The organism is Sorangium sp. So ce321, assembly GCF_051530195.1.
Taxonomy (GTDB): domain Bacteria; phylum Myxococcota_A; class Polyangia; order Polyangiales; family Polyangiaceae; genus Sorangium.
Genome location: NZ_CP150329.1, coordinates 7,198,132 through 7,219,403, shown reverse-complemented (window position 1 = coordinate 7,219,403; position 21,272 = coordinate 7,198,132). Strand labels below are relative to the sequence as shown.

Annotated in this window: 19 protein-coding genes; 12 read left to right on the top strand and 7 right to left on the bottom strand. The window is 72.8% G+C overall.

Annotated elements, in window-relative coordinates; all coding sequences use genetic code 11:
- Nucleotides 1–325 precede the first annotated feature (325 nt).
- From WME89_RS26480 to WME89_RS26470, 3 genes are all read left to right on the top strand, one after another.
- A complete protein-coding gene (locus WME89_RS26480; RefSeq protein WP_438011854.1) occupies nt 326–778 on the top strand; it encodes a hypothetical protein in 453 nt (150 codons plus the stop codon).
- Between the two features lie 1,121 nt (nt 779–1,899).
- Nucleotides 1,900–3,015: a glucuronyl esterase domain-containing protein gene (locus WME89_RS26475; protein WP_438011853.1), complete on the top strand. Its 1,116-nt coding sequence runs from the start codon at nt 1,900–1,902 to the stop codon at nt 3,013–3,015.
- Nucleotides 3,016–3,469: 454 nt separating this feature from the next.
- Entirely contained in the window at nt 3,470–4,261 is a 792-nt protein-coding gene (locus tag WME89_RS26470; RefSeq protein ID WP_438011852.1) for a hypothetical protein, read from the top strand.
- Nucleotides 4,262–4,477: 216 nt separating this feature from the next.
- On the opposite strand, the gene WME89_RS26465 is transcribed toward WME89_RS26470, so the two are convergent.
- From WME89_RS26465 to WME89_RS26440, 6 genes are read right to left on the bottom strand one after another with little or no spacing between them, the layout of a single operon-like run.
- A complete protein-coding gene (locus WME89_RS26465; RefSeq protein ID WP_438011851.1) occupies nt 4,478–5,458 on the bottom strand; it encodes an NAD-dependent epimerase/dehydratase family protein in 981 nt (326 codons plus the stop codon).
- The gene (gene rfbG / locus WME89_RS26460) at nt 5,455–6,519 is read right to left on the bottom strand and encodes a CDP-glucose 4,6-dehydratase (protein WP_438011850.1); all 1,065 of its coding nucleotides are present in this window, start codon (nt 6,517–6,519) and stop codon (nt 5,455–5,457) included. The genes WME89_RS26465 and rfbG overlap by 4 nt, the downstream gene beginning before the upstream one ends.
- Nucleotides 6,516–7,289 carry a glucose-1-phosphate cytidylyltransferase gene (gene rfbF / locus WME89_RS26455; RefSeq protein ID WP_438011849.1) on the bottom strand — a complete coding sequence of 258 codons (774 nt, stop codon included), beginning with the start codon at nt 7,287–7,289 and terminating at the stop codon, nt 6,516–6,518. The genes rfbG and rfbF overlap by 4 nt, the downstream gene beginning before the upstream one ends.
- The gene (locus WME89_RS26450; protein WP_438011848.1) at nt 7,286–8,452 is read right to left on the bottom strand and encodes a glycoside hydrolase family 26 protein; all 1,167 of its coding nucleotides are present in this window, start codon (nt 8,450–8,452) and stop codon (nt 7,286–7,288) included. The genes rfbF and WME89_RS26450 overlap by 4 nt, the downstream gene beginning before the upstream one ends.
- The gene (locus tag WME89_RS26445; RefSeq protein WP_438011847.1) at nt 8,449–10,041 is read right to left on the bottom strand and encodes a glycosyltransferase family 2 protein; all 1,593 of its coding nucleotides are present in this window, start codon (nt 10,039–10,041) and stop codon (nt 8,449–8,451) included. The genes WME89_RS26450 and WME89_RS26445 overlap by 4 nt, the downstream gene beginning before the upstream one ends.
- Nucleotides 10,042–10,075: 34 nt before the next feature.
- Nucleotides 10,076–11,257 (bottom strand): hypothetical protein, encoded by a 1,182-nt coding sequence (locus WME89_RS26440; RefSeq protein WP_438011846.1) that lies wholly within the window; start codon nt 11,255–11,257, stop codon nt 10,076–10,078.
- Nucleotides 11,258–11,452: 195 nt separating this feature from the next.
- Between WME89_RS26440 and WME89_RS26435 the strand changes: the two genes are divergently transcribed.
- The 4 genes from WME89_RS26435 to WME89_RS26420 all read left to right on the top strand — a co-directional run bounded on the left by WME89_RS26435 (nt 11,453) and on the right by WME89_RS26420 (nt 15,970).
- Nucleotides 11,453–12,127, top strand: a complete 675-nt coding sequence (locus WME89_RS26435; protein ID WP_438011845.1) for an RNA polymerase sigma factor — start codon at nt 11,453–11,455, stop codon at nt 12,125–12,127.
- Nucleotides 12,115–13,329, top strand: a complete 1,215-nt coding sequence (locus tag WME89_RS26430) for a FecR domain-containing protein (protein ID WP_438011844.1) — start codon at nt 12,115–12,117, stop codon at nt 13,327–13,329. Before WME89_RS26435 ends, WME89_RS26430 begins: the two co-directional genes overlap by 13 nt.
- Nucleotides 13,319–14,425, top strand: coding sequence for a hypothetical protein (locus tag WME89_RS26425; RefSeq protein WP_438011843.1), 1,107 nt, complete (start codon nt 13,319–13,321; stop codon nt 14,423–14,425). The genes WME89_RS26430 and WME89_RS26425 overlap by 11 nt, the downstream gene beginning before the upstream one ends.
- A gap of 699 nt (nt 14,426–15,124) precedes the next feature.
- Entirely contained in the window at nt 15,125–15,970 is an 846-nt protein-coding gene (locus tag WME89_RS26420; protein ID WP_438011842.1) for an SUMF1/EgtB/PvdO family nonheme iron enzyme, read from the top strand.
- Nucleotides 15,971–16,023: 53 nt separating this feature from the next.
- On the opposite strand, the gene WME89_RS26415 is transcribed toward WME89_RS26420, so the two are convergent.
- Nucleotides 16,024–16,968, bottom strand: coding sequence for a LysR family transcriptional regulator (locus WME89_RS26415; protein ID WP_438011841.1), 945 nt, complete (start codon nt 16,966–16,968; stop codon nt 16,024–16,026).
- A gap of 125 nt (nt 16,969–17,093) precedes the next feature.
- On the opposite strand from WME89_RS26415, the gene WME89_RS26410 reads away from it, so the two are divergent.
- The 5 genes from WME89_RS26410 (at nt 17,094) to WME89_RS26390 (ending at nt 21,212) form a co-directional block, all read left to right on the top strand.
- Nucleotides 17,094–17,237, top strand: coding sequence for a hypothetical protein (locus tag WME89_RS26410; protein ID WP_438011840.1), 144 nt, complete (start codon nt 17,094–17,096; stop codon nt 17,235–17,237).
- Entirely contained in the window at nt 17,234–17,731 is a 498-nt protein-coding gene (locus WME89_RS26405; protein WP_438011839.1) for an anthrone oxygenase family protein, read from the top strand. Before WME89_RS26410 ends, WME89_RS26405 begins: the two co-directional genes overlap by 4 nt.
- Before the next feature lie 247 nt (nt 17,732–17,978).
- Nucleotides 17,979–19,427, top strand: a complete 1,449-nt coding sequence (locus WME89_RS26400; protein WP_438011838.1) for a serine/threonine-protein kinase — start codon at nt 17,979–17,981, stop codon at nt 19,425–19,427.
- Nucleotides 19,417–20,415 carry a hypothetical protein gene (locus WME89_RS26395; protein WP_438011837.1) on the top strand — a complete coding sequence of 333 codons (999 nt, stop codon included), beginning with the start codon at nt 19,417–19,419 and terminating at the stop codon, nt 20,413–20,415. The genes WME89_RS26400 and WME89_RS26395 overlap by 11 nt, the downstream gene beginning before the upstream one ends.
- Nucleotides 20,415–21,212 carry a hypothetical protein gene (locus WME89_RS26390; protein ID WP_438011836.1) on the top strand — a complete coding sequence of 266 codons (798 nt, stop codon included), beginning with the start codon at nt 20,415–20,417 and terminating at the stop codon, nt 21,210–21,212. Before WME89_RS26395 ends, WME89_RS26390 begins: the two co-directional genes overlap by 1 nt.
- Nucleotides 21,213–21,272: the final 60 nt, after the last annotated feature.

Below are 21,272 nucleotides of genomic sequence, written 5' to 3'. Positions count from 1 at the left end.
GAGAAGGTCGGTGCATGCTGGCGCTACGCGGTGCTCGTCGCCTGTGCTCTCTTCATCTGTACGATAATTCTACGATGAATACCATGTCTTCTTGCTTACGGCGCGACCTCGCTGAGAGCGATCGGTCGTCAGGCTCCCCGAGATCCCGACGGAACGATTCCGCGAGGGCGAACCGTCGCCATCCGTCACTTCACCCGGGATCTGGGGGGCACCAGGACACCGATCGCACCCGTTCGGACGGCACGAGGCTCGACCTGCAGCACACGGCCGCTGCGGCGATCGCCAGCCGCGGGCGCTGAGCGTCCTCACGGCGCAGCTCAAGGCGGTGGAGCGGCGCCGGAGCGAGCTGGAGGACCGGACGTTCGGGCTGGCGGCGAAGCTCGACGCGAACGTGCGCGTCGCGTCCGAGGAGATCGCGGGGCTCGAGGAGCGGCGCTCGGGACGCATGCTGCGCGCCGCGCGGCGCGTCACCTCGGCCAGCGCCGCCGCGCTCGGGGCAGCGCTGCGTCGAAGGCCAGCGCCGCCGCGCTCGGGGCAGCGCTGCGCCTGGGAGCGCTGCGACGTCGGCCACGAGCCTCCTGAGGGTGATGCCGGCGCTGGCGAGCCGCTCGCGCTTCGAGCCGATCTCTTATTCTGGCGGGTGCGCAGCCGGCCGCAAGACCCTGGTAGCATGGCCGGAGCGCATGCCCACCCAGATGCTGACCTGGTGCAGGGCTATTTGCGAATGGCTTGGCGCGCGCGAAGGTGGACAGTCGCCAATCCGCCTTCCCACGCCTGAGGAGGCAGCTGCCGCTCGCGCCGCACGTCAAGCGGCGTAGCGCGGTGGTGCCCAGGCCGCCGGGCGTCGTGCACGCTCACGACCTTCCGGCGAGCGGGAACGGGACTGTGAAGCGCGATGCGGCGACGCCAAGGTGGTCACGGAGACGATCCGGATGGATCACCCCGACTACAGGCTTGTTGAACATTTGCATCCTGACCAAACGCTGCCCGCTCCGATCGTACGATTCCCAGCGATGAGCGTGATCGAATCGCCCTCCGCTGGGAATGGGCATCTGATGGTGTCGTTCCGGACAACCTTCTCCAAATCTCTCCCCCCAACGGCCCTCCTCCCCCTGTTCGGCGCGTGCGGCCACAGCGATGGCGGCATCACAGTTGATGAGGATGACACCACCAGCACCGGCAGCCCGGCCAGCGGCTCTCAAGGGCAGCTTCGCCGCTGCGCCAGCTCCGAGACCACAAGCTCCGAGACCACCGGCTCCGAGGCTCTTCCCGCCGGACCCGGCTGGACCGGAGGCGTCGTCCAGGAAGAGATTCTCCGCATCGAGCGACGTCCGCCCACCGCCGGCGACTGCAGAGAAGCCCTGAGACTTCTCGTTCGCGTGCCATTGACATTCTCACAGCGCAAATTCGCACGCGTGACGAAAGCAGCGTCACGAACGCGAAAAACACACAGACGTCCCTGACGTCTACCATAAATACGTCCGTTTTTGGCGTGTCACGTCTACGTGTCATGCACCCCGTGTCGCATTCCGCCACTGTACTCGAAACATGGAGGCATTCATGTCTGTCCGCTCTCGCGCCTCGCGCAAATTAGCCGCTCTCGCGATCCCCGTCCTCGCCCTCTTGAGCTTTCCAGGCTGCTCTTCAGAAGCAGGATCCGGCGGTACCGGGGGAGATGCTTCGGGCACAGGCGGCGGGACATCGGGCGGGAGCGGGGGAGTCACCACGGGTGGAGGCTCCGCGACCAGCGGTGCTCCCGCGACCAGCGGAGTCACCGGTACGGGCGGCGGTGCTCCGACGGGTGGAGCCGGCACGGGCGGCTCCCCGACCGGCGGGGCCAGCGGGACTGGCGGGACCAGCGCGACTGGCGGCGGTGAATTCACGTGTACCCTGCCCACCTTGCCTGAGCCAAGTGGTCTGACCGAGGTCAACCAGAAGCTCCCGGATCCGTTCACCTTCTTCAACGGAACGAAGGTCACTACCAAGGAACAGTGGGAGTGCCGCCGCAAGGAAATCCTGGCGATGGCGGCCAAGTACCTCTACGGTCCGGTCCCCTCCGAGCCGGATGAAGTGACCGGAACCGTATCCGGAGGTACCGTTTCAATCACTGCCAAGGTGGGTGAAAAAACAGAGAGCTTCTCGGCGAGCATCAGCGGATCCGGCGATGTGATCGCCCTCAAGCTGTCGGGTGGGATTTTCCCGTCAGGCAGCAAGACGCTGTCGTTTGGGAGCGGCTTCGAAGGCAAGATAAGAAATCTCTTCGGCCTGTCCGAGCTCAACACCAATATCGCCAACGGCTGGATGATTGACCGGGTGATGGACGTGCTGGAGCAGAACCCGGGCAGCGGACACGATCCCACGAAGGTGATGGTGTCGGGATGTTCCGGATGTGGAAAAGGTGCTTACCTGGCGGGTGTCTTCAGCCGTGCACCGGTGGTTGTGATCGTGGAATCGGGCGGTGGTGGTGTAGCCAACTTGCGCCAGGCAGAGTGGTTCAGGCACGGTGAAGGTAGTTCTACTTGGCAGTGTTCAGATGCCAAGCCTCAGAGCATCGACAACCTCGAAGACAGCGGCATCTGCGGCCCCTGGGTGACCAGCGCGGCGCGCTGGCTCCGAAACGACCCCTCGAAGGTGTACAACCTCCCCTTCGATACGCACATGATCCTGGCGACCATCGCTCCACGGCATTTGGTGCACTTCACGAATGCCAATGGCACGAACGCATGGTGTCACCTGGGTGGGACCTGTGAAGCGCTCTCCGCGTGGGCGGCAAAACCGGTATGGAAAGCGCTCGGTGTCCCAGAGCGCATGGGCTTTCAGATGTACAGCGCGAACCACTGCGGCGCGTCGGGCTCTCAAACCGCCCTTGCAGGCGAGATGTTCAAGCGAGCGTTCGAAGGCAATGTCAGCGCAAACACGGACGTGCTGAACATCCTGGACAATGGCGTTCAGCAGCCGGTCAGCGAGTGGAAAGACATGTGGGTTGACTGGGATATGGAGACAGTGCTGGAGTAGGGGTGCCCCCGGGGGGGCATGAAAGCCATCCTGGCCTTGCCCCCCGTTCGGCGTAGTTCCCGGGCGTCGGTCATTCGCCGCGGAGGCCCCGCTCGCTCGCCGACGAGCAGGCGACCGGCGCTACGAGATCGCGACGAGAGAAGCCTTGCTCGAAATGGGGCCATCGTTCGGATGCCGGACGTCATCGGAGGCGTTTGCCTATGGCCGGCCCTCTTGCGCTCTCCACGGATTCCATCCCATCGAGCACGTCGCGAGCGGAGCTCATCACTCCACAGCTGCGGGGTTCCCGGCGACGGGGCGCTCATCCACCCTCCGCCGCGCTCCCTCGTCACGGCCCGATCGCCTGACGCCGCGTCGGCGGCGGTCCCGCGCGGCGGTGGACCGCGCCCGCGCGGCGGTGGACCGCGCCCGCGCGGCGGTGGACCGCGCCCGCGCGGCGGTGGTAGGAGAAGATATGGCGAAGCGGCGCGTAGCATGGATGTGGGCGGCGTGGGCGCTCACAGCCGGCGGGTGCACCACGCTCGTGGGGCTGGACGACGGCTACCACCTGGCGGAAGGAGCGGGCGGCACGGCCGGCGCCGGGGCGGGCGGGGACGAGGGGAGCGTCCCCGAGGACGTCGACCTGATCGACGACATGGAAGACGGCGACGCCGCCATCGATGAGGCGAATGGCAGGGTCGGCTACTGGTACAGCTACAATGATGGAACGGGCACGCAGACTCCCCCGGATTCCACGGAGGAGCCGCCCGTCGGGTTCGTCCCGGAGGCGCTCACGCCGCCGCGCGGCGAGAGCACGATGGCGGTGCACACGTTCGGGTCCGGCTTCACGGAGTGGGGCGCCGGGGTCGGCTTCGCGCTGAACGGCCCCGACATGGGGCTGTTCCCCTACGACGCGTCGGCGTACACCGGTATCGTGTTCTGGGCCAGGCTCGGCGACGCGGCCGCGGCGACGGCCGTGAAGATCAACATCTCGGACAAGAGCTCGGAGCCCGCGGGCGGGATCTGCGATGAATCGGCGGGAGAGGGTGAGCCCGATCGGTGCTTCGACCACTGGTCCACCGTCGCGCCCCTCGGCACGGAGTGGGCCCAGATCGTGATCCCCTTCGAGGAGCTCACGCGCGCCGGCTCGGGCGCCGAGCCCACCGCCCAGGCCGTCGACCTGGCAGGGCTCTACACAATCGACTTCGGGTTCGCGCAGGGCGAGGATTTCGACGTCTTCATCGACGACATCGGCTTCTACAGGTGATCGCCTGAGGCGCGTGGCCCACGCCGCGAATGGACGGCTCGTTCGTGCGCACGGGTGGTGTGGGCTGCGCGAGATCGCGTGTCGCGGCTGCCCAAAAGAAGGTGTCGGTCACGCCGCCGGGGTGTCGTTCCCCTCGGGCGACGGCTGCACCAGCCGCGCGTGCGGCGCGGAGGGGAGCGTCGTGCGCACGGACATCGCTTGCCCGGAGGGCTGCGCTCATGGGGGCGTGGCGTACGAGCCGGGCGACAGCTCCCCGTCCCTCGGGGCTTCACGCGGGGCGAGCGAGGCGGCGACGCCGAGGGAGAGGTGCGTGCGAGGGCGCCAGCGGGTGGCGGCGCGGAAGCGGCGGGGGTCGCCGACGAGCCACGGGGGCTCGTCGGGGCGCGGCGGCCGGCCGCCGAAGTCGAGGAGGGACTCCGGTGCGCCGAGCTGCCGCGCGACCTCGAGGCAGACCTCGCGCACGCTCGTGGGGCGACCCGAGCAGACGTTGTAGGCCGCGCCGGGCTCGAGCCCCGCGGTCGTCGCGCCGAGGAGCAGCGCCTCCACGACGTCGTCCACGAAGGTGAGATCGCGGAGCTGCGTGCCGGGGGTGAGGTCGACGCGCTCCCGCGCGCGGAGCCGGGCCGCAAGGTGCGGGATGAGGCGATGGGGGGCCTCGCCGGGGCCGTAGACGCCGAAGAGGCGGAGCGTCACGAGCGGCACCGCCAGGGCCCTCGCCACGGCGCGCCCGTAGTCGTGCGCGGCGGCCTTGGCGGCGCCGTAGAGGTCCGAGGGGACGCGCGGCGCGCCCTCGTCGACGAGCTGCCCCTCGCGGACCGCGCTGTACTCCGAGCACGAGCCCGTGAAGACGACCCGCGTCCCGCCCCAGCGGGCGGCGGCCTCCAGCGTCGCGACGAGGGCCCCGACGTTGCCTTCGAGGAGCGCGCCCGGCGCCCGCTCTCCCGGGTTCACCCCGGCCGACGCCAGGTGGAAGACCACGTCCGGCGGCTCGTCGCCGACCCCATCCAGGAGCGCGTCCGACGTCAGGCGCTCGAGCGGGAGCTGACGGAGGCGCTGGCCCGGCGAGAGGCGCGCCCACCCCGTCGACCGGGCGGGCGCCGCCGCCGCGACGGCGCACCCGCCCGCGAGGAGCCGCCGGACGAGCGCCGAGCCGATGAACCCGGTCGCGCCCGTGACGACCGCCGAGCCGAGCCTCACGCGAACCCCGTGGCGATCCGGAGCTGCTCGTCGACGAGAGGCCGCGCGCGCCCGCGATCCTCGAGGTACCGCGCGTACCACGCGCTCGTGAGCTGGATGGCGTGATCGGTGTCGAGGAGCGGGCGCCAGCCGAGCCGGGACCGCGCCTTGCTGCAGTCGAGCCGCAGCGTGTTCGCCTCGTGGACCTCGCCGTCCGAGGGCTCGGAGAGCTCGAGCGAGCCCCGCCCGAGCTCGCGGACGATGGCCTCGGCGAGGCGGTGCACCGTCCGCGGCTCGGCGTCGTCAGGGCCGAAGTTCCAGGCGCCGCTGTACCGCGCCGGCTCGTCCCAGAGCCGGCGCGCGAGGAGGAGGTAGCCCGAGAGCGGATCGAGGACGTGCTGCCAGGGGCGCACGGCGCGCGGGTGCCGGATGCGCACGGCCTTGCCCGCGACGACGCTCCGGACGATGTCCGGCACGATGCGGTCCTCGGCCCAGTCTCCCCCGCCGATGACGTTCCCGGCGCGCACGGTCGCGAGCGCCGCGTCGCGCCCGTAGAACGACTGCCGGTAGGCCGCCGCGACGAGCTCGGCGCAAGCCTTGCTCGCGCTGTACGTGTCGTGGCCGCCGAGCGCGTCGGTCTCGCGATAGCCCCAGACCCACTCGTTGTTCTCGTAACACTTGTCCGTCGTGACCACGAGCACGACCCGGACCGACGGGAGGCGCCGCGCCGCCTCGAGCACGTGCGCCGTCCCGAGGACGTTCGTCGAGAAGGTCTCCAGCGGCCGCGCGTACGACCTCCGGACGAGCGCCTGCGCCGCGAGGTGCAGCACGATCTCCGGCCGCGCCTCGGTCATCGCCCGCGCGAGGCGCCCCTCGTCGCAGATGTCACCGAAGATCGAGGTGACCCCGTCGTCGATGCGCGCGTCGGCGAAGAGGCTCGGCGCGCCCTCCGGCGGCAGAGAGTACCCGGTGACCTGCGCGCCGAGCAGCCGCAGCCAGGCGGTGAGCCAGGAGCCCTTGAACCCCGTGTGCCCGGTGACGAACACGCGGCGGCCGGCGTAGAAGTCGAGGTGCTCGCTCATGACCAGCTCCTCCAGGGCGCGCGCCCCTCGTCCCAGAGCCGCTCGAGGAGGCGCTTGTCGCGCAGGGTATCCATCGGCTGCCAGAAGCCCTCGTGCTGGTAGGCCATGAGCTGCCCGCGGGCGGCGAGCCGCTCGAGGGGCTCGCGCTCGAGCGGCATCGCGTCGTCGCAGTCGAGGTAGTCGAGGGCGCCCGGCTCGAAGACGAAGAAGCCGCCGTTGATCCACCCCCCCTCGGCCTGCGGCTTCTCGGCGAACGCCGCGACCTCGTTGCCCCGGAGATCGAGGACGCCGAACCGGGCCGGCGGGCGGACCGCGGTGATCGTCGCGAGCTTGCCGTGGGAGCGGTGGAAGGCGACGAGCTTCGCGATGTCGATGTCCCCGACCCCATCGCCGTAGGTGACCATGAACGGCTCCCGTCCGAGCACGCGGCTCAGGCGGCGGATGCGCCCGCCGGTCTGGGTGTGGAGCCCCGTGTCGATGAGCGTCACGCGCCAGCTCGGGCAGTGGACGCCGAGCGCGTCGACCTCGCCGCTCCGCAGGTCCACCGTGAAGTCCGCGCGGCGCGTCCTTAGCCCCGCGAACCAGTCCTTGATGAAGTCGCCCTTGTAGCCGCAGGCCACGACGAAGTCGTCGAAGCCGTGCGCGGCGTACATCTGCATGATGTGCCAGAGGATGGGCTGGCCCCCGATCTCGACCATCGGCTTCGGTCTCTCGACTGTCTCTTCACTGAGGCGGGTCCCGAGCCCGCCGGCGAGCAATACGATCTTCATCGCTGCACCTCCTGTGCATGGTTGGTCTGTGCCGCGAGCGCGCGGCGCACCGCGCCGGCGACCGCGGGGTCGTCGGCGAAGGCCCACGAGAGCGGCTCGTGGGTCACTGTCGCGTCGCTCGCGACGTGGAAGAACAAGAGCGCCTTCACCGCGGGGTGGCGCGCCGCGAAGCCCGTCAGGGCCTCCTCGTACCAGCGCGCGCGGTCCCCGCCGGCGGCCAGCGTGCCGAGCTCGGCGACCATCAGCGGCTTGCCGAGCGGCGCGAGGCGCTCGTAGTGGCGCGCGAAGAGCTCCTGGAACGAGTACCACCTCGACCAGCGGACGGCGGTCCCGTAGTTGAGGACGCCCGTCCCGACCCAGTCGACCCACGCGTTGCCCGGGTAGTACTCCCAGTAGTTCTCGTACGAGACGCTCGGCGCCCACACCCAGAGGACGTTCGCCGCCCCGGCGGCGCGGAAGCGCTCGACGACGTGCCGCCACGCGCGGATGAACTCCTGCGGTCGCGGGTTGTTCACCGGCCCCCAGGGGTAGCGATAGCCGTCGTTCATCTCGTGCGCGAAGCGGAGGAGGATCGGGTGCCCGTGCTCCGCCGCCGCCTTCGCCCAGCCGTCGACGTAGGCGTCGTACTTGCCGTCGGCGATGTCGGTGAGGCCGCCGTGGTCCCGCGTCGCCGCCGGACGGAGCGACGAGCCCGCGCGCTGGAACGCGCTGAGCCAGGGCTCCCACGTGATGACCGGCACCGAGCCCACGGCCCAGATGGCCCGCGCGGCCCGGCTCGGGAAGCCCTGGTCCGCGCCGTCGCCCCAGGCCGCGTAGATCTGCGTGAGGAGGAGCGTCTGGCCCACCGCTTCCTCGAGCGCGAGGTACCCGCCGACCTCGCGCGGAAGCCCCCCGTCGTGCGCGCCGTAGAGGAGGCGCGTCGGGGCGCGGAGATCCTCCAGCCTCCGCGACGAGAGCTCCGCGGACAGGCGCGCCAGCCGGGCGTCGCGCTCGGGGCCGGCGGTCCAGGCGAGATCCGCGGTGGCCACGGCGGCGCTCGCCGTGCTGAAGGCCGACGAGAGCCAGGCCTCGGCGGGCGCGCGCCCGTAGGTCGAGAAGAGCACCGCGAGGGCGGCTCCTGCCGCGGTGGCGGCTGTCAGTGCGACGCGGTGTGAGCGCTTCATCGTGATCCTCCGAGGGGGGTCATGGCGGTCGTGGTCGTCGCGGCGGTCGCGGCGTCGCGCGCGGGGAGCCGCTCCCAGGGGTCGATCGCCTGGGCCGCGCGGCGCGGCGGGCACGCGGCCCAGACGATCGCCCCGAGCATCGACGCGGCCCCGAGCGCGCCGAAGAGGAGCATCGCCCAGTACGACTCCGCGTCGCTCCAGCGCTCCGCGAGCCGGTGAGCGGAGGTCCGGACCCAGAGGCTCGCGCCCATCGTGACGAGGAACGAAAGGACGACGAGCAGGTGCGGCCACGCGAGCGGCAGGAGCCGGCCGCCGAGCCCGCGCTTGGGCGTGGGCACGTAGCGGACGAGGCGCTCGACGATCGCCAGCGCCACCCCGAGCGTGTAGACGGGGAAGGCGGCGAGCTTGAGGAGGAGGGCGCGCCAGTGGAGGCCGCTCTCCGAGGCGTGGTCGCAGAACCACCGCTGCCCGTGGAAGTGGAGCGCGACCGCCGCCACGACGATGGGGGCGCCCGCGGCGACGAACCCCGCCGGATCCACGTGCATGGGCCAGGAGCCGCCCCAGAGCGCGACGAGCGGCAGGACGAGGTACGTCAGCGTGGCGGGGCCGGTGAGGTAGTACGTGCCGATGGCCACGTACGAGAGCCGCTGGCGCGCGCTGAGCCGGAAGAAGCGCGGCACCACCTCGGCGAAGAGCGCGTCGACCGCGCCGGTCGCCCACTTGAGCTGCTGGGAGAAGTACCCGCCGAGGTCGTCGGGCACGAGCCCGCGGCTGACGATCTCCGGGACGTAGACCGACTTCCATCCAGCCGCGTGCAGCCGGATGGAGGTCATGAGGTCCTCCGCGAGCCCCACGGCGTGCCCGCCGATGGACGCGAGCGCGGCGCGGCGGAAGGTGCAGTTGGCGCCGATGGCGACCGCGCTCCCGAGCCCGTGGAGCCCGAGCTGCATCGGCCCGTAGAACCCGTACGTCTGCTCGGCCGCGCCGCGGGCGATCGGGGAGTCGGCCTGGTTGTAGTAGCCCTGCGAGACCTGCACGAAGCCCACGCGCGGGTCGTCGAAGTGCCCGAGCACGCGGTCGAAGAGCTCCGGGAACGGCAGGTGATCCGGATCGAGGACCAGGACGAAGTCCTCCGTGGTCCGCGCGAGGGCCATGTTGATCTTGCCGGCCTTGGCGCCCGGGACGCCGCTCGAGTCGAGCCACACCGCGCCGTGCCGCTCGGCGAGCGCGCGGAAGCGCGGGTCGGCCGTGCCGTCGAGGAGGTACGTGCGGTGCGGGTAGCGGACGCGGGCGAGCGCCGCGAGGGTCGCCTCGAACATGGCGAGCGGCTCGCCCGGCGCGGCCGTGGTGAAGACCGCGACGGAGAGCCCCGCGGGCGCCGGGCGATGCTCGACAGGGCCCACCGCGAGGTACCCGATCCAGGCGAGGACGATGCGGCTGATGCCGTACCAGACCGCGATCGACAGCGCGACGAAGGTCGCGAGGTGGGCGACGTGGCGCTCCTGGAACCAGAAGCTCGCGAAGCCCGCGACCCCCACGAGCCCGAAGGCCACGAGCGCCCGGACGATCAAGCGATCGACGAGCCGCACGGGTGCGGCCGACGACCATCGGAATAGCTCCGGCCTAAAGCGGGAGATCGAGGCGAAGCGTCGCGTCATGGAACCGGTAGTAGAGCTGGTGGTTGTGGTGGTAGGTGACCCCCAGGCAGAGGACGCCGATGTCGAGCGATGCCCCCGCGCGGACGTCGACGTGGGTGCTGTCGACGCGCGACGTGACGCCCCAGGCGAGCGCGGTCGGATCGAGCTCGCTCCCCTGCACGGCGACGTCGCCGCTCGCGTCGACGCGGAGCTTGCCGAGCGAGAGCGCCGCGACGAGGATGGGTCCGTGGCGGCGCACGCCGAGGGGGGTGAAGTACGGCGAGTAGGTCTGCGCCGTGAGGGACCAGCGCGGGCGCGAGGTGTCGGCCCAGGCCGCGCCCCACCCGGCCTTCAGGCTCAGCGCGCCGCGCAGGAGCGGCGCCACGGCCCAGCCGTAGGCCGTGAGGCCGTCGTTCCCGTCGGAGTACCAGCGCCCCTCGCCGCGGAGCTCTCCGCTCCAGCCCTTCCAGTCGACGACGGCGAGCGCGCCGCCCGCCGCGCTGACGAACACGTGCTCGCGGATCGCCGCGTGGGCGTCGAGGAGCTCCTCGCGCCGCGCCGAGGCGCGGAGCCGCAGCGGCGAGAGCCACCGCCCCTCGATCTCGCCGCTCCCCGACACCTGCGCGCTGCCGTCCGCCCAGACCCGCGCCGTTCCCGTCGCGCTGACGTCGAGGTCCGCCCGGGCCGGGCGGAAGAGGAGCCCCACGAGCCCGCCCACCGCGTGGGCCGGCGTCGCGCCGCTGCGGGGCTCCGTCGTCTCGCCGCGCTCGTAGGAGGCGCGCGGGTACCAGAGGCCGAGCGCGCGCCCCCGCAGCTCCAGGCTCGCCGTCGGCCAGAACGACAGCCCGGCGCTCTGCGACCAGCGATCGAGCGGCTGCGTGTCGAAGAACGCGCGGGTCTCGAGCTCGAGGCGCGGCGCGAGCGCCGCGTCGAGCTGGCCGCGGAGGATCCCGGCGTCGCGCGCCGCCTCGCCCTGCGCGGGGACCTGCGCGAGGAGGGCCTCCGCCGCCGCGTAATCGGCGTTCGCGAGCCGCTCCTGCGCCTCGGCGACGTGGCGCCACTCCCCGGGGAGCGGGCGCGGCGTCGCGCCGGCGGCGCCCGCGAGGGCGGCGGTGGCGATGAAGCACGGGACGAGGGAAGCGAAGTGCATGGCAAGGGAGGGGGACATCTCGTCCCGGTCGACCCCAAGGGACCGCCTCCGCCCGGGGACGGCTCACCGGAGCGCGCAGAAAAATGCGTGAGCCGTCTCGGGCTCCTGCCGGTCCTTTGATGGAGAGCCGTGCCCACCCGCATCGAACCCCTCCGCCCCGCAGCGCCGAGCCTCGGCTCGGCGACACCGCTGCGCCCCGTCGAGGAGACCCCCGTGCCTGACGGATCGCGCTCCCCGATGCCGCACGCCTCGAACCGCGCCAGCGCCGCGCCGGGCGGCGGGCAGCTCGTCGCGCTGCCGGTGGAGCGCGACGACGCCGAGCTGCTCCGTCGCCTCCAGCGCGGGGATCCCTGGGCCAAGGCGGTCCTCTTCGAGCGCTACGGCGCCCTCGTCGAGCGCATCGCCCGCCGCATCCTTGGGACCGAGCGGCGCACGACCTTCGCGGACGTCGTCCACGACGCCTTCGTGTCGGCCTATACGACCGTCCACCAGGTGAGCGACGCGGCGGCGCTGACGTCGTGGATGAGGTCCGTCGCCGTGCACACGGCGTGCAAGAGCATCCGCCACCACAAGGCCCGGAGCTGGCTGCGCTTCTTCTCGCCCGAGGACATCCCCGAGCCCCCGGCGCGCGCCGCCGACGCGGAGCTCCGGGAGGCCCACGATCGGACCTACCGGCTGCTCGAGTCGTTCCCGCTCGAAGAGCGCGTCGCCTTCGCGCTGCGCTACATCGAAGGGATGGAGCTCACCGAGGCGGCGGCCGCTTGCGACGTGTCGCTGGCGACGATCAAGCGGCGGATCGCCCGGGCCGAGGCGCGCTTCGTGAGCGCTGCCCAGCGAGACCCCGTGCTCGCGACATGGATCGAGGAGGGCACGCGATGGAACCCGTGACACGACGCATCGAGACCCTCGGGGCCGAGGTGGCCCGCACCTCCGACCGGCGCGCCACGCCGGGCGAGACGCTCGCCGCGGCCCGCGCGCGGCTCTTCGCCGCCGAGGTCGAGGCCCCGCCCCGCCGGGCGCGCCCCGCCGTCTGGGCCGCCGCGGCTGCCGCGCTGCTGCTCGCGGCGGGTGGCGCCGCGCTCTTCCGTACGGCCTGGGCGCCCGCGGGCGGGAGCGAGCTCGCCGCCGTCGCGCCGAGCGCGGGCGCGCCTGCGCCGGGCGCGCGGGTCGAGGCGCGCGACGCGCCGCTCGCCTTCACCTTCGCCGAGGGGACCTCCGTGCGGCTCGACGCGGCGTCCGCGCTCCAGGTCCTCGCGACCGACGCGCGCGGCGCGGAGCTGCGCGTGGAGCGGGGCGGCGCGGACTTCCACGTCGTCCACCGGAGCGACACGCGCTGGGTCGTCCACGCCGGGCCCTACGCGGTGCGCGTGACGGGGACGCGCTTCGAGGCGCGCTGGGCCCCCGAGGCGCGGCGCTTCACGCTCGCGCTCGCCGAGGGCAGCGTCGAGGTGACGGGCCCGGATCTCGGGACGGCGCGGCTCTCGGCGGGCGATCGGCTCGACCTCACCGCGCCGGGCGAGCCCCCGGCGAGCAGCGCCGCCGCCGCCCCCTCGGCGGACGCGCCCGCGGTGGTCGCGGGGCCGCCGCCCGTGGACCGCGACCCGCGCCCGCCGGCGGCCGACGCGACGGGCACCGCGCCGCGCTGGCAGTCCCTGGCGAGCGCGGGGCGCCACGAGGAGGCGCTCGCGGCCGTCGAGCGGCTGGGGCTCGACGCCGTGCTCGCGCGGGCCACGCCCGAGGAGCTCCGGCTCCTCGCCGACGCTGCGCGCTACGCGGGGCGCCCGCGCGCCGCGCGCGCCGCGCTCCTCGTCCTGCGCGACCGGCACGGCGCGCGCGGCGACTCGGCGTTCCTCCTCGGCAAGCTCGCCGCCGATCAGCTCGGCGATCCCGGCGACGCGCTCGCCTGGTTCGACACCTACCTCCGCGAGGCGCCCGGGGGCGCCCTGCGCGAGCAAGCGCTCGGGCGGAGCCTCGAGCTGGAGCAGCGGCGGGACCGGGAGGTCGCGCGCCGCGCGGCGCGCCGTTATCTCGCCGAGTACCCCCACGGCGCCTACGCGCCCCTCGCGCGCTCCCTCACCGATGCGCGCTGAGCTCGCCCTCACGCGCCGCGCCGCCCGCGCCGGCCTCCGCGTCGTCGCGATGCTCGGCGCCCTGCCGGGCCTCCTCGGCGCGGCGCCGCCGCCCGAGGTGGCCAAGGCCCCGGCCAGCGCCGACGCGCCCGCGCGAGCGACGGTGGCCCTCTCCGGGGACCCGGCGGACGCGACGTTCCAGCGGATCCGCGCCGAGCTCCGCGCGCTGGAGGTGCGCATCACCACGGGCGGCGCCGAGGACGCGGACGCGCGCGTCGCCGTGACCCCCAAGCGCGTGGCGATCGCCCTCGCCGCGCGGCACGGAGGCGGCGAGATCGAGGTCGCGGTGCGCGGCGGCGAGGGCCCCGAGGTCCTCGCCCTCGCCGCCGTCGAGCTGCTCCGCGCTCGCCTCCTCCACCGCGACGCTCCCATTCCTCACCCGACCGACGCTACCGACTCCGGCGGCCAGCCCCACCCGCCCTCGGCGGCCAGCCCCGCCGGCCGCGCGCCCCCTGCGAGCTCCACCCCACCCGCCCCTCAGACCTCCCTGCACACTGGCGACGACGCGCGGCGACGCATGCGCTTCGTCGCCTCGGTCGGCCCCGCGCTGCTCATCACCGGAGGCGATGTCCCCGCGACGCCGGCGCTCTCGATCGGCGTGTCCGCGCTCTTCCGCGGCGGGTACGTCGCGGCGGGCGGGACCGCGACGCTCGGCGACACCTCGTGGAGCATCCCCGGCGGGCGCCTCGAGCACGGCGTCTGGCTCGTCGGCGCCACGGCCGGCGGCGCGCTCTCCTTCGCGAGCGGCCGTGGCCTCGCGACGCTCGGGGCGGGCGCGTCCGTGCTGCGCCTCCGCTACCAGACGCTCCTCGCGTCGCCGGTGTTCGACGGCGGCTCCGGCGCCGCGTGGGCTGCCGTCCCGCACCTCGAGGCGGCCCTGCGCTGGTTCGTCCACGATCACGCCGGCTTCCGCCTCGGCGGCCTCGCCGGCGCCGCGTTTCCGACCATCGACATCCCGCACCCCGAGCGCAACGTCGGCTCGAGCCCCGCCGCCGACGCCACCCGCTACGGCCAACCGCTCCTCGCCGCCTCCCTCTCCCTGGAGGCGCGCTTCTGATGGCTCCCGGCCCCCGTGCCCCGGAGACGTCGCCCACTCCACGAGATCTCACCCGTGCAATCGTCGTCGAGGGTCGGTTCCGTGACTGAAACCACGGAGCCAGCCCCGGCGCACTGGATCGACGGGCGTGCGCGAGGAGCGTCCGGGTCCGGGGTCGTGACGAGACAGAGCGATCTCCTGGGCCGCGCTGCGTCGCAGGCGCCCTGAGCCGCCGTTCCTGGTGCGATCGGGCCCGGAGAAGACCACGGGCGACCACGCGCCCCCATCGTGATGGATCCACGGCCAGCCAGCCGCGCGAGAGGACGTCTGGCGCGCGTGTCGCGTGCGACATCGCGTGCCGGGGTGGCCGCGCTGGCCGGCCATCCTGGCCTACCGGGCGGCCACGCCGCGGCACGACGGCGGGTCGAGCAGCCGCGTTGCCCGGCATCGCGGGGCACGGCAGCAGGCCGAGATTTTGCAATCTCAGCAGTCAGCTCCCGACGCGCGCGAGAAGGAAGATCGCGGCGAGCTCGGTTCAGCTTCCAACTTGGCCCACGTATGTACGCTGATGTAGTCAGACGTGGGAAGAAGGTTAACGTGCGAATCCTGGGCTTCACGGTAACGACACTCCTCGGCGTCGCGGCTTTGAGCTGCGGCAGTCATCTGGACACGGAGAGGGCCAACGCCCGACCCGTCGAGATTCATGAGGTTCCGGCGCAGGTGTCCGAGCCTGCGCAGGTCGCGTCCTGGCAGATGGAGACCGACGAGCCGCCGGCGGACGATCCCACGCCGACGGAGGCGCCCGTCGCGCTGCCCGGATCGACCGAGGGCTGCCCCGGCGGGATGGTGCGGGTGGAGGGGGAGTATTGCCCCGCCGTGGTGCAAGAATGCCTCGAATACCACCCCGAGTGGACGAAGCGCCAAGGTGAGCCGGGTGTGGCCGCCCGGTGCTTGCGTTTCCGCGAGCCGTCGCGGTGCGTCGCCAAGAAGAACGAGAGTCTCTCGTTCTGTATGGACCGGTACGAGTACCCGAACGTCCCGGGCGAGCTGCCGCGCACGCTGACCTCGTGGGAGCAGGCCGCCGGCCTCTGTGAGGCGCAGGGCAAGCGGCTGTGCACCGAGGCCGAGTTCAACTTCGCGTGCGAGGGCCCCGAGGCCCAGCCTTACGCCTACGGCTACCAGCGGGACGCCGAGACGTGCAATCAGGACCGGGACTACGTCTTTCCGGACCACTCGCAGCGGCTGCTCCACTACGAGGCGTGCCAGCACAACGAGCGATGCGCCGCCGAGCTGGCGCGCCTGGACGGCCGCGAGCCGGCCGGCGGGCGCGCGGCGTGCGCCTCGTGGGCAGGCGTCTTCGATCTGAACGGCAACGTCAACGAGTGGGTGGTGCGCACCGATCAGAAGGCACCCTACCGCAGCGGGCTCAAGGGTGGCTGGTGGGGGCCGATCCGGAGCCAGTGCCGTCCGATGACGACCTTTCACAAGGAAGACGACTACGGCTACGAGGTAGGCTTCCGCTGCTGCGCGGACGCCGAGCCGCAGGCCGCGAGTGAGAGCGGCTGAGCTCCCGGGGAGAGCGCCGGCGCGCGCTCCTCGGGAGCTCCTGCCGGCCATCTTCACATCTTCTTGTTGAGGGTCGGCTTGCGGGTCGGCGCGCGCTCCCCCAGGCGCTCGACCAGGAGATCCCACAGGACGCGTACGCGGGGAACGTCGCGTAGCGCGCGGTGCGCAACGAGGAAGAGCTCGTCTGACGGCCACTCTGCCGCGGACTCGCGCAGCGAGGCGCCGATCTTCACCGGGACCAGCCCGTAGTGCTCCACGCTGGGCTCCGGCACGAGGCCCACGCCCACGCCGCTCGACAGCACCGAGAGCTGCACCCTCAGGCTGTCCGACCGCACCACCGGCTCGGCCCCGCGGGCGAACGTCTCGAGCCAGCGCGCCGGCCCGATGGTCGACAGCCGTTCCCCCCAGCCGACCCACGGCGCGTCCGACCACGCCCGCAGCGTCCCGAGCTCGCGCGCGACCTCGGGCGAGGCGGCGGCGACCCAGCGCACCGACCGGAGGCGCGTCACCAGGAGATCTCCCCGGGTCGGCCGCGCCGTCCGGAGCGCGAGGTCGGCCTCGCGACGCGTGAGGTCCAGGAGCGCTTCTCCGGGATCGAGCGTGATGCGGAGCGCCGGGTGCCGCTCGAGCAGCTCGCGCAGGAACGGCACGACGACCGCCTCGGCCACGTCCGCGGGGCACGTCACCCGCACGGGCCCCGCGACCTCGCGCTCGATCCCCTCGGCGGCGCTGGTGAACCGCATCATCGCTTGCTCGATCTCCTCGGCGATGGGCAGGAGGTCCTCCGCGGCCCTGGTGGGCGCGACGCCGTCGCGCCCGCGATCGAAGAGGGACGCGTCCATCGCCTCCTCGATCGCCGCGAGGCGGCGCGACACCGTCGAGGCGTCGATGCCCAGCGTGGCCGCCGCGCTGCCGACGGTCCGGGCGCGGCACAGCGCCAGGAACAGGCGCACGTCGTCCCACTGGAGCGCTCTGCGGGCCGCGGAAGTTCGTTGCATGGGTGCAATGATAGTCTGCATCGTTGCCTGTGGCGATGCATCCACGCACGGCGCATCCTCTCCCTGTCAGCGCGAGCCAACGAGCCAGCGAGCCAGCGAGCCAGCGAGCCAAGGAGATGATGGCCATGACCGTTCAGAAGAGGGCGACGTCGAGCGTCGGGCGCACGGGCGAGGCGGGGCGCCGCGTCGCGGAGCGGCTGACCGCACGGGGGCTGCCGGCGCGCGCCGCGGGTCGCGACGCCGCGGCGGCGGGGGGGTGGCGCCGATGATGCCGCGGGCGCTGTTCCTCCTCACCATCGGGTCGACGCTCGGGTGTGGGCTGATCGCGGGGGTGTTCTTCGCTTTCTCGAGCTTCGTGATGCCGGCGCTGGCGAAGCTCCCGCCGGCGCAGGGCGTCGCGGCGATGCAGTCGATCAACGTGGTTGTCCTGAACCGATGGTTCCTCGGGGTGTTCGTGGGGACGGCGGGGGCGTGCCTGATCGTGGCTATCGCCTCGCTGGTCAGCTGGTCAGAGGCTGGCTCGCGGCTCCGCGTCGCCGGGAGCGCGCTGTATATCCTCGGCACGTTCCTGGTCACGATGGCGCGCAATGTCCCGCTCAACGCCGCGCTGGCGGGGGTCCCGCCGGAGGCCGCGGTGGCCGCGGAGACGTGGGCTCGCTACGTCCCCGCGTGGACGTCGTGGAACACCGTCCGGACGCTCGCGGCCCTCGCGTCCGCCGCCCTGTTCACGCTCGCGCTCGTCCAGAGCGCGCGCGCCGATTGACAGCGATCTGCACGGGGAGGGACGAGCGCTCGACACGTCGGCGACCGCGTCGAGGCGATGCCGACCCGCAGGCCGCGTGCTCCGCGGGAAGGGGGCTGCCGACGCGAGCCGCCGTGACATCACAGCAAGGGCAGCGCACGGCACGTGCTCGGCGGTACGATCGAGAGGTCGACAGACCGATGCGGTGCAATTGCAAAAAACGCTCATCGTGGCATATTCGATGCCCGTCTGTCACCCTGCGCTGCCCATGTCGAGCCCCGATGAGCACACGATTGCCCCTGGAGACGTCCTCCTCGGCAAGTACCGCGTGGAGAGCGTCCTCGGAAGGGGCGCCATGGGGCTCGTCGTCGCTGCGCGCCACCTCGCGCTCGACGATCGCGTCGCGATCAAGGTGCTCCTGCCGAGGTACGTGCGGGACCCGGAGATCCTCCAGCGCTTCCTGAGAGAGGGGCGCGCCGCCGTGCGTATTCGCAGCCGGCACGTCGTGCGTGTCGCCGACGTCGGCACGCTGGAGAACGGCGCGCCGTACCTGGTGATGGACCACCTGGAGGGGAGGGACCTCGCCGCCGTGCTCGCGGAGAGCGGGGTCCTCCCGGTGCCCGTGGCCATCGAGCTCGTGCTCCAGGTCTGCGAGGCGCTCGCGGAGGCGCACGCGCAAGGCATCGTCCACAGGGACGTGAAGCCGAGCAATCTGTTCCTCACGCACAACGCGGACGGCTCGCCGTGCATCAAGGTGCTCGACTTCGGGATCTCGAAGATGACGCACGCGGAGGACCACGCGCTGACGCGGGTCGGGGGAATGCTCGGTTCGCCTCTTTACATGTCCCCCGAGCAGCTCCGCTCGGCGAGCGACGTTGACGGCCGCGCGGACGTCTATTCGCTGGGCGTCGTGCTCTTCCAGCTGCTCACGGGGCGAACGCCGTTCATCGCGCAGGAGCTCGCGCAGCTCGTTTACATGGTCACCCAGGGCGAGCCGCTGCGGCCGCGCGCGCTGCGTCCGGACATCCCGGAGCCGCTGGAGCAGGTGCTCCTCGCGGCGATCGCGCGCGATCGCGACCGTCGCTTCCCGACGATCGCGGAGCTCGCGCTCGCGCTCGTGCCCTTCGCGCCGTCGCACGTGCGGGTGGCCGCCGAGCGCCTCTTCGTCGCGCTGCGCGGCTCGCTGCCGGTCGCTTCCGTGCAGCCTGGCGCTCTCCCCCTGGCCTCATCGGCCGTGGCGGCGGTCCCCGCCGCGGCCGTGCCTCCCGAGGGGGGAGCGCTCACGATCGCGCCGGTCGGCACCACGACCCGCAGGCACGCGTTCGGCGAGCGGCGCGCCCTCCCCATCGCGATCGGGCTCGGCCTCGCGGTCGTGAGCACCGGCCTCTTCCTGTGGAGCCTGCCGCGCCACGCCGAGCGCGAGGTCGCGCCGGCGGAGGGCCTTCAGGGCGCTCAGGCGGAGCCTCGCGCGGCGCAGCCGAGCGCCGCCCCGCCCGTCGCCATCGAGGTCGCCATCGAGCCTTCGGCGAGCGCCGTGCCGCCGCCGAGCGCCGCGCCCGGCGCGCCGGCCGAGGTGCCGCAGCCGGAGGCGAGCGCGACGGCCTCCGCGGCGGCGAAGGCCGCGAAGCCGAGCGGCTCGGCTCAGCCTGCGAAGCGCGCCCCCCCGCCGGTGAAGCGCACCCCGAGCGCCGACCCCTTCTCGCGCGATGTCTTCTGATACCCTCGCGCGGGCGATGGTGCCGCTGCAGACGAGGGGCCGAGTCAAGGGTGGACGCCGGTGGGTCGCGCGCCTCTGCGCGATCGGCGTCGGCCTGACGACGGCGATCGCGGGGGGACGCGCGGCGAGGGCCGAGGACAAGGCGGGCGCCGTGGCGCTGTTCAGGGAGGGGGGAGCGCTCATCGACGCTGGCCAGCCCTCGCGCGCCTGCCCCAGGTACGAGGAGAGCCTTCGCCTCTATGACAGCGTGAACACCCGCTACTTCCTCGCCGATTGCTACGAGCGCGTCGGCAAGATGGCCTCCGCATGGGCGCAGTTCCTCGAGGTCGCCGCCCGGGTGCACGCGAGCGGCGACCGGGCGAAGGAGGCGAAGGCGCGCGAGCGCGCCGCGGCCGTCCGGCCGAAGGTCTCCCACCTCACGGTGGTCGTCGAGGCAGCGAGCACGCCGGGCCTCGAGGTGAAGCGCGACGGCACGCCGGTCGGCCCTGGCCAGTGGGGCGTGCCCATGCCGGTCGATCCGGGGACCCATGTCGTCGCGGCGAGCGCGCCGGGCAAGCGGACGTGGACGGCGCGGGTCGAGGTCGGGCCGGGCGGCGCGACGTCGACCCTCGTCGTGCGCGCGCTGGCAGACGACCCCGGGTCCAGGGAGGCGGGCAGCGCGGGCGACGGGCGCCGCACGCTCGCGCTCGTCGTGGGAGGCGCGGGGGTCGTGACCGTGGGTGTCGGGACGGCGCTCGCCTTCGCGGCGAAGTCGAGGTTCGACGAGTCGAGCGCCTTCTGCAACGGCGATCGCTGCGATCGGCGCGGCATGGACATCCGCGACGGCGCCGTGGCTCGCGCGAACGTGGCGACGGTGGTCTTCGGCGTCGGCCTCGCGGCCATCGCCGGCGGTGGCGTGCTGTGGCTCACGGCGAAGAGCTCGGCGACGGGCGCGTCGATCGGGCTGACGCCCGCGGTGGGCGGCGCGCTCGTGCGAGGCAGCTTCTGATGCGTCTCCAGGTGCTCTTTCTCGGCCTCTGCGCGTCGGCGCTCGTGAGCGGATGTGGCCTCGTCCTCGGCATCTCGTCCGGCGAGTACGACCCCGATCCGTTCGGCCTCGGTGGTGGCGCCGGTGGCGCCGGTGGCGCCGGTGGCGCCGGTGGCGCCGGTGGCGCCGGTGGCGCTGGCGAACCGGACGCGGGGGCGGAGCCGCCTCCCTGCACGACGCTCCTGGACGACCTCGAGGACGGCGATGGCGCGCTCGTCCGGTGCAAGGACCGTGTCGGCAACTGGTACACGTACAACGACGGCACCCGGGGCGGCACGCAAACTCCTCTGCCCGGCCGTCCGTTCGTGCCTGTCTCGCCCGGGCACGAGCCGAGCATGTACGCTGCCCACGTCGCGGGGAGCGGCTTCGCCTCGAGGGGGGCCGGGATGGGGTTTGACCTGAACCTCGCTCCGGGGGGCGCGAAGTCGAGCTACGACGCGTCTGCGTACTCGGGCCTGACCTTCTGGGCCAAGGCCGCGGCCCCGACGCACATCTACGTGAACTTCCCCGACCGCAACACCGATCTGGAAGGCGGCGTGTGCGCCGGCTCCGGGTGTGGCGACCACTTCGGCGAGGGACTCGACATCACGACCGAGTGGGCGCAGTACACGGTCATGTTCGCGGTCCTCAGCACGGACGGCTGGGGCGTGCCGGCGCCCGCCGCGTTCGACGCGGCGCACGCCTATTCGGTGGAGTTCCACACGGCGAAGTCGACCGTGTTCGATCTGCTCGTCGACGACGTCGCCTTTGTCCCGTGAGCGCGGGGCGTCGCTGACCTGTCCATCTCGCGATCGACAGGACGCCGCTCGGGCCGATGC